General features: G+C 69.3%; 5 protein-coding genes. 2 read left to right on the top strand and 3 right to left on the bottom strand.

What is annotated here, in order from left to right; all coding sequences use genetic code 11:
• The first annotated feature begins 89 nt into the window (after positions 1-89).
• Positions 90-6,947, top strand: coding sequence for a polymorphic toxin-type HINT domain-containing protein (locus GSF22_RS08930; RefSeq protein WP_208812756.1), 6,858 nt, complete (start codon positions 90-92; stop codon positions 6,945-6,947).
• A gap of 13 nt (positions 6,948-6,960) precedes the next feature.
• Positions 6,961-7,533, top strand: coding sequence for a hypothetical protein (locus GSF22_RS08925; protein ID WP_208812754.1), 573 nt, complete (start codon positions 6,961-6,963; stop codon positions 7,531-7,533).
• A 169-nt stretch (positions 7,534-7,702) separates the two neighbouring features.
• On the opposite strand, the gene GSF22_RS08920 is transcribed toward GSF22_RS08925, so the two are convergent.
• The 3 genes from GSF22_RS08920 to GSF22_RS08910 are packed head-to-tail and all read right to left on the bottom strand — an operon-like array spanning position 7,703 to position 8,572.
• On the bottom strand, positions 7,703-7,981 hold the full coding sequence (locus GSF22_RS08920; RefSeq protein ID WP_307803845.1) for a hypothetical protein: 279 nt from the start codon (positions 7,979-7,981) through the stop codon (positions 7,703-7,705).
• Positions 7,971-8,243 carry a hypothetical protein gene (locus GSF22_RS08915; RefSeq protein WP_208812752.1) on the bottom strand — a complete coding sequence of 91 codons (273 nt, stop codon included), beginning with the start codon at positions 8,241-8,243 and terminating at the stop codon, positions 7,971-7,973. The genes GSF22_RS08920 and GSF22_RS08915 overlap by 11 nt, the downstream gene beginning before the upstream one ends.
• Positions 8,240-8,572, bottom strand: coding sequence for a hypothetical protein (locus GSF22_RS08910; protein ID WP_208812750.1), 333 nt, complete (start codon positions 8,570-8,572; stop codon positions 8,240-8,242). The genes GSF22_RS08915 and GSF22_RS08910 overlap by 4 nt, the downstream gene beginning before the upstream one ends.
• Positions 8,573-8,586: the final 14 nt, after the last annotated feature.

The raw sequence follows: 8,586 nt of genomic DNA, 5'->3' as shown, positions 1-8,586 counted from the left end.
CCCCGATCTCCACCCGTCGGCGGGCGTCCCCGACGCCGCGCGGACGACCCTGGCCACCCCCTTGTCGTGGCGCGTCGAAAGGACAGCCGATGCGTAGCCGAGCCGCACACCCCCGAGCCGCCGCAGCGCGACGCCGCAGACTCCTCGCCGCGGTCGCCGCGGTCACCGTCGGCCTCCCGACCGGCGCGGTGGCACCCGTACCCCTGAACCCCGCCACCGCGAGCACCGAAGCGGGCAGACCCCGACCGGTGGACCGGGAAAAGGTGGTACCCGGCGCTCCGGTCAAACCCAGGCCAGGACTGTCGAGAACCAGGACACCCGCGCCCACCGTCACCTGGCCCGCAGCCGGCGTCACCGACGTCGACCTCGACACCCCCGCCGACACCGCCAAGGCGCGCGGGCCGGTGCTACGACTGCGGCCCGCTGACGGGTCGACGCCCTCGGCGACACCGCACCGGCTGCGGCTGCACACCCACGACCGCGCGGTGTCGACCCGGGCCGGGCTCCCCGGGCCGGTGTTCAGCCTGCACCGGGCACCCGGCTCCGCGCCGCCGCCCGCCGTCACCGCCGTGCTGGACTACACCGGATTCGGCGAAGCCTACGGTGGCGCCTTCGGCTCCCGCCTCCGGCTGGCGCGCCTACCCGACTGCGTACTGACCACCCCGCAGGAGCCGCGCTGCCGCACGGTCACCCCGCTCAGGACGGTGAACGACACCGAGGCCAGGACACTGAGCAGCCGGCTTGAGACCGCGTCCACCGGGCCGGTGGTCCTCACCGCCGTCGCCGCCACCGCAGGCGACAAGGGCGACTTCGGCGCCACCCCGCTGGCCGCCTCCGCCACCTGGCAGGTCAGCGCCCAGTCCGGCGACTTCACCTGGTCGTACCCGCTGCGGGTGCCGCCGGTCCCCGGCGGCCTGGTCCCCGTCCTCGCCGTCAACTACTCGTCGGCGGCCATCGACGGGCGCACCGCCTCCACCAACAACCAGGGCTCCTGGCTGGGCGACGGGTTCGAACTCTCACCCGGCCACATCGAACGCAAGTACAAGTCCTGCGAGGACGACGGCGTCCCCAAGGACCCCACCTACCAGGTACATCCGGCCGACCAGTGCTGGGGATACGACAACGCCACCCTCAGCCTCGGCGGCATGGGCGGCGAGCTGATCGCCACCGGGCCGGACACCTGGAAGCTGACGAAGGACAACGGCACCCGCATCGAACGCCTGACCGGCACCGCCACCGACACCGGCAACGGCGACAACGACAACGAGTACTGGCGGGTCACCACCCCCGACGGCACCCGCTACCTCTTCGGCAGGAACCGCCTGCCCGGCTGGGCGACGGGCGATCCGCAGACGAACTCCACCTGGACGATGCCGGTCTTCGGCGACGACAGCGCCGACCCGTGCCACCAGAACGCCTTCAAGGACTCCTGGTGCCAGCAGGCCTGGCGCTGGAACCTCGACTACATCGAGGACGTGCACGGCAACGCCGTCGTCTTCCACTACGGCAGGGAGACCAACCACTACGCCCGGAACCTGCGCGCCGCCGACGACACCCCCTACACCCGGGGCGGCTACCTGACCGCCATCGACTACGGCCTGCGCAGCGACAACCTGTTCCCGTCCCGCGCGCCGGCCAGGGTGGAGTTCGGCAACGTCGAACGGTGCGTGCGCGCGGTGGCCACCGAGTGCGCCGAGTCGAACATCGCCACCCACCCGGAGTACTGGCCGGACGTGCCGTTCGACCTCAACTGCGAGGCCGGCACCGAATGCAAGGACGGCAAGGGCAGCGCGTCGCCGTCGTTCTGGACCCGCAAACGCCTGGCGAAGGTCACCACCAGGGTGCTCGACGCCGCCGGCACCGGCTACCGCACCGTCGACTCGTGGGCCTTCACCCACGACTGGGGCATCGCCGACATCGACCGGCAGTTGCTGCTGACCGACATCGCGCACACCGGCGAGGCCGGCGCGACCCCGGTGCACCTGCCACCGGTCAGCTTCGTCTACACCAACTCGATGCACAACCGGGTCGACAAGCTCGGCGACGACGTCGGACCGCTGGTGAAACAGCGCGTCGGCGCGATCCAGAACGAGACCGGCGGCGTACTCGACATCAACTACAGCCCCCCGGACTGCACCCCCGACGACGTGCCCGCACCCCACACCAACCAGCGCCGCTGCTTCCCGGTCTACTGGGTCAACGCCAACGGCGGCGCCGATCCGGCCCTGGACTGGTTCCACAAGTACGTGGTCGCCGAACTCGTCCAGACCGACCTGGTTGGCGGCAGCCCCGACGTGGTGACCCGCTACGACTACAGCATCGGCAAACCGGCCTGGCGCTACACCGACGACGACGGACTCACCCCGGAGAAGTTCAAGACCTGGTCGCAGTGGCGCGGCTACGACAAGGTCCGCACGATCAGCGGTGCGACCAGCGCCAACCCCGGGCAGGTCGACCAGTGGTTCTTCCAGGGCATGCACGGCGACCGGCTGAACGCCGACGGCGGCAGCAGAACGGTCACCCTCACCGACGGGGAGGGCGCCAGCTACCAGGACCACGAATCACTCCAGGGGACACCGCTGCGCACGGTCACCTACGACCGGGCCGGCGGGACACCGGTGAGCAAGGCGGTCCAGGAGCCGTGGCACCACCAGACCGCCTCCCGGACCCGGCCCTGGGGCACCATGACCGCCAACCTGACCGGCACCAGATCGACCCGGTCCATGACCCTGGTCGACTCCGCCTGGCAGGAGAGCCGCACCTCGGTGCTCACCTTCGACCTGACCACCGGCACCCCGCTGACCCAACAGAGCCTCGGCGACATCGCGGTCTCCGGGGACGAACAGTGCACCACGACCACCAACACCGCCCACGGCGCCCGCGTGCTCGCCCTACCGGCGCAGGTACGCACAGTGGCCCGCCCGTGCGGTCAGACCCCCGACCTGACGCAGGACCTCATCTCCGACCTCCGCAACTACTACGACGGGGGCGCCCTCGGCGCGGCCCCGACACGCGGGGACGTGACCGCCGTCGAGGAGGCCAAGTCCGCCACGGCCACCACGGTCACCTACCAGACCACCGCCCGATCGGCGTACGACGACCTGGGCCGGATCACCGGCGTGACCGACGCGGCCGGGCGTACCTCCACGACCGTCTACACCGACACCAACGGGCTGACGGTCAAGGTGGAGGCGATCACCCCACCGGCGGTAGCCGGCAACCCGGCCTCCACGCTCAAGACCATCCGCGAACTGGACCCGGCATGGGGCAGCCCGCTGAAGGAGACCGACCCCGGCGGCAAGACCACCGTCGCCGAACGGGACGCCCTGGGCCGGACCAGCAAGGTGTGGTCGGCGGGCCGGTCCACCACCGCCACGCCCGACAACCAGTTCAGCTACCTCATCCGCAACGACGCGATCACCGCCGTCGAGACCCGGGTCGTCACCAACAGCAGCGGCCAGCAGAGTTCGTACGTCCTGCTCGACGGCTGGCTGCGGCCCCGCCAGGCCCAGGGCCCCGCGTTGAACGGCACCACCCGGGGACGGACGGTCGCCGACACGTTCTACAACGAGGCCGGGCAGGTCGACCGCACCTTCGACGCGTACTACGCCGACGGGGAACCGCAACCGGTGCTGTTCGGGGTGACCTCGATCGGGGACGTGGAGAGCCAGACCTGGAACACCTACGACGGGCAGGGCCGGGTCACGGCCGAACGGCTCCTCGTCGGCAACAGCGACGGCACGGCCAACGAGAAGTGGCGCACCACCTACTCCTACGGTGGCAACTGGCAGACGGTCACCCCACCCACCGGCGGCACCCCCGTCACCACGTACACCGACATCCACGGCCGTGCCACCGAGGTCCGCCAGCACGCCGGTACCGGCGCGGCGGTCACCCGCTACACCTACAACCACCGCGGCCAGCGCGCCACCGTCACCGGCCCCGGCGACAACGTGTGGTCCTACGAGTACGACCTGCGGGGCCGGCTCGTCACGACCGTCGACCCGGACCGGGGCACCGAGCGGGTCCAGTACAACGATCTGGACCTTCCGGTGCTGGCCACCGACGCCCGGGGCCGGAAGGTCGGCCTCGAGTACGACGGCCTCGACCGCGTGGTCGCCAAGTACGACGCCACCGCGTCGACCCCCGGCACGAAGCTCGTCGAGCGGACCTACGACACCGTCCGCAAGGGGCTGCCCACCAGCGCGACCCGCATCATCGGCGGTGAGCGGTACACCAACCAGGTCGACTTCTACGACAACCTGAACCGGCCCCAGCGCACCCGGATCGTGTTGCCCGCCAGCGAGGGCGCGCTCGCCCCCGCCGGTGGGTACGTCTTCGACACCCTCTACAACCTCGACGGCACCGTCGCCTCCGCCAGCAGTCCCGCCGCCGGTGACCTGGTCGCGGAGAACCTGACCTTCACCTACGACGCGCTCGGCCGGCTGACCTCCACCAGGTCACCGCTGTCCACCTACCTCACCGGCACCGACTACTCCAAGACCGGGAAGGTCATCGGCCAGCGCATGCAGTCCGGGGCCACCGGCAAACAGGTCGACCAGACCTTCGGCTACGAGTTCGGCACCGGCCGCATCAACAAGGCGACCACCTCGCACGCCGGCATGCCCGGCACGGACCGCAGCGCCGAGTACCGGTACCAGGACGCCGGCAACATCACCCAGATCGTCGACACCTCCCGCGACGGGGTGGACAACCAGTGTTTCCGCTACGACGCGTTGTCCCGGCTGACCGAGGCGTGGACCCAGGCCGCCGCCGGGGACTGCGCCGAGTCGTCCGCCACCGCGACGATCGGCGGACCCGCCCCCTACCGGGCCACGTACACCTACGACGACACCGGCAACCGGCGCAGCGAATCCGTGTACGGCAGCGGGCCCGCCGGTGGCACGGCGCTGGGCCGACGTGACTACACCTACGCCGGCATGGCGGGCGTCGACCCCGCCTACCGGGGACACCAGCTCGCGTCGGTGGCCGGCACCGTGCCCGGCGGCGGCGCGGAGACCCACCGGTACGACGCCTCGGGCAACACCATCGAACGCCGTACCCGGGCCAGCAACCAGACCCTCGAATGGGACACCGAAGGGGAACTGGTCAAGGTCAGCGACAGCGTGCACGGCGACACCAGCTTCGTCTACGCCGCCGACGGCTCCCGCCTGATCCGCCGCGACACCAACGGCTCGACCCTCTACCTGCCCGGCCTGGAGGTCCGGCTACCCAAGGGCGCCACCACCGCCAACGCCACCCGCTACTACGAGGGCGCGATGCGTACGGCAGCCGGTGTGACCTTCCTGGTGAACGACCAGCACGGCACGGGCGAGCTGGCCATCGACGCCACCACCGGCGCGCTGGCCCAACGCCGCTACACGCCTTTCGGGCAGATCCGGAGCAGCAACAACGCCTGGCCGGTCGGCAACGAGAAGGGCTTCGTCGGGGGTACGGTCGACGCCACCACCGGCCTGACCACCCTCGGTGCCCGCAGCTACGACCCCGGCTCGGGCCGCTTCATCTCCGTCGACCCCCTGATCAGCATGGGCGACTCGCAGGGGATGAACGGCTACAACTACGCCAACAACAATCCGGTGAACCTGGCCGACCCGGACGGGCTCGCGCCCTGCTGCCAGGGGTACGGCTGTTTCAAGTCGCTGGCCCCGCCGTGCAAGCCCGAGCAGTACAGCTCGCCCGACTGCCAGGGCCCCTGCGATTCGGGGTCGGCGGTCAGGAACCTCAAGGACCGGCGGTCCGAACTCGACCGGGAACGTCAGCGGCAGCGGGCACTCGCCCGGCAGAACGCCATCATGCAGGCCCTGAAGGTCGCCGGCATGGATTTCCTGATGGACTTCCTCCGGATCAACGACATCAAGGGCTGTTTCCGCGGCAGCATCGGATCCTGCGTGAGCCTGATCCTGGAGGTGGTCCCGGTCGCGAAGATCGGGCGTCTGCTGTGGAAGCTCACCTCCCGGGTCAAACAGGCCATCAAGATCTACAAACGGGTCCAGTCGGCCATCAAGGCAGCCCAGGCTGCGATTGCCCGACTCGACGACCAGATCGCCAAGCTCGACGACAAGCTGGCTGCCCTCGAACGTGCCGGCAAAGCACCGGGCGGTCCACCGGGTGGCAGTTGCCGGACCAACAGTTTCCGCCCCGGCACCCAGGTCCTGATGGCCGGCGGAAAACGAAAACCCATCGAAGGGATCCGGGTGGGCGACCGGGTCGTCGCCACCGACCCGGAGACCGGGCGTACCGAGGCGAAGCCCGTCACCGACACCATCGTCGGCGACGGCAGTAAGAAACTGGTCGCCGTCACCGTCGCCACGGAGCAGGGCAAGAAGGAGATCGTCGCCACCGACGGCCACCCGTTCTGGGTCGACGAGCCGGGCGCCTGGCTCGACGCTAAGGACCTGCGGCCGGGCCATCTGCTGCGGACCTCGGCGGGCACCCACGTCCAGGTCACCGCCGTCCGACACTGGTCGGAAAGCGCCAGGGTCCACAACCTCACCGTCGACGACATCCACACGTACCATGTGCTCGCCGGCAACGATCCGGTACTGGTGCACAACTGCCGAAAGAGTAACTGGACTCCTGATGAGAACTATTCGCCGGAGGCTGTTGCTGAGAGAAGTGCGGCGAATAATGCCTTCTATTCGGTCCACCCGGAGGTCCATGAGTTGGTGAATATGTTGGAGGAAAATCCAAGCATGCCGCCGCGGCCTAAGCCAGATGGCAGTGTGGACAGGTTTGAGGGAAATGATCTCGGCGCCAGGGCGATGGCGTACTGGGGTGCCTGGATAGGTTCGCCGATCTATTGGAACGGTCGACCGAACAGTCAGATTAGAATCATGAAAAACCAGGCAACTGGCCAGATTGCCTATTTCCCCCTAACAAGTAGAGGTGTGCACAACTACGGCTCGCCGACTCTCTATAATTGGTGACGGGTCAATAGAGATGGAACAAAAGCGTCACTCTGGGCGACTTGCTGCCGCTGGCCTGATCTTTCTGGGGCTGGTGAGCCCGGAACGTCCCCTCATTCCGCCGGCGCTGGCTACCCTTGCTCCGGGATACCCGCCAAAGTCTGGAACATGGCCGAGACTGGTCGTCGACAGCGATATTCCGGATTTTGTGACCAGGGCGAACAACGGCTGGCTCGACCTTTGTCAGGCGGGAGGGCTTTTCGGTGATGACCGAGAGTTCCTGGTTGCGATAGAGGCCCATGAAGGTGAGAGTGACTGGTGGTGGGCGCACGTCAGGCTGGCTGAATCCTGGGACGTCATGGGCGCAGGTTCTGCGGCCGCACTTGGTAGCGGGTTCGGCGCACCGGAGTTCGTCATGTTGTCACTGGACGGGGACATCATTGCCTTCGGCATGTCAGGGAATTCCTCGATCGGCGTTGTCCTGGTAGACGGATTCCGGAATATCGCCGGCCTTCGCGAACTCGCTTTCTGGAAAGTGAACTCGCCAGGAACGCCGCAGCAGGAGAAAGTGGCTGCGCGGAGATGGCTTGAGTCAATCACCCGTTGAGGTGGAGCCGAGGTCGACAGCCGGTTGTCTCTGCGATACCTGAGAGTCATAATTATGACTCTCAGGTATCGCACCCTCACACGGTGCGCACCCCCGAAAGTCGCCACCGTTTCTGGCATCCCTCGCCCGGCCAGTGCACTTCAACAGCCGGAACGTCGCGCGGAAAGGTTCAGTGGGTGCAGCCACTGCGGGTCCAGGCGATGAACCGGGTGAAGATCTCCTGTGGATCGTCCGAGGGCGTCGGCTGGACCCGGGTTCGGTCGGTGATCGCGTCGTGCATCAGCCCGCACAGGTACATCGCCAACCCGACCCGGTTGTCCGCGTACTCGATGCGCAGGCTGAGTCGGGCGGCCGGGCAGGGCCAGGCGGCGGCGCACGCCCGGCAGAGCCAGAGCGGGCGTACCGGCTGATGCTGGCGCAACCACCCGAGCAGCCGGTCACGCGCCACGGCCGGCACCGCGCTCGGCCTGGCGGGCCGGGTCGGCGCGCAGCGCGGCGATCCGCACCAGCGCGGTCCGGGGCCGCCCGTCGTGCCACCGTCCGCCGTAGCTCCACTGTTCCAGGCCGGTCAGCTCGATCCATTCCAGCGCGGGGTGGCCGACCGGCTCCTCGGTGATCCGCAGCCGCAGGGTGCCCCGGCCGTAGCAGTAGTCCGCCTCGGCGACGGTCACCACCTCCCCGACGGTGACCAGCGGTTCGGCGCTGGTCACCGCAGGCTCCGGCGGGTGCGGCGCTCAGCCGGGGCCCGGGTGCAGCGCTCGGCCTGGGCCCGGGTGCAGCGGTCGGCCTGGCCCCGGGTGACCAGCCCGGCGCGGCCGACCCAGAAGGTCGCGGTCCGCGCGTTCCAGCGGGGGTCCGCCGGACGCCAGCCGGGGCCCGGTGGCGGCGGCTCCTCCCGGGGTACCTGCCAACCCCGGTCGGGGCAGTGTCGCCACCGGAGCCCGCAGATGCAGTACCGCCCCCAGCGTGCCCAGTTCCGCCGGTGCACCAGCCCGAGTGGCACGCCCCGGTCCGCTCGATGATTTCCGTAATTGCGCACGACTGCCTCCCGGT

This window comes from Micromonospora echinofusca (assembly GCF_017614955.1).
Lineage (GTDB): Bacteria > Actinomycetota > Actinomycetes > Mycobacteriales > Micromonosporaceae > Micromonospora > Micromonospora echinofusca_A.
Note: the sequence above shows the minus strand (reverse complement) of the source record. Positions and strands in the feature narration are given on the sequence as shown.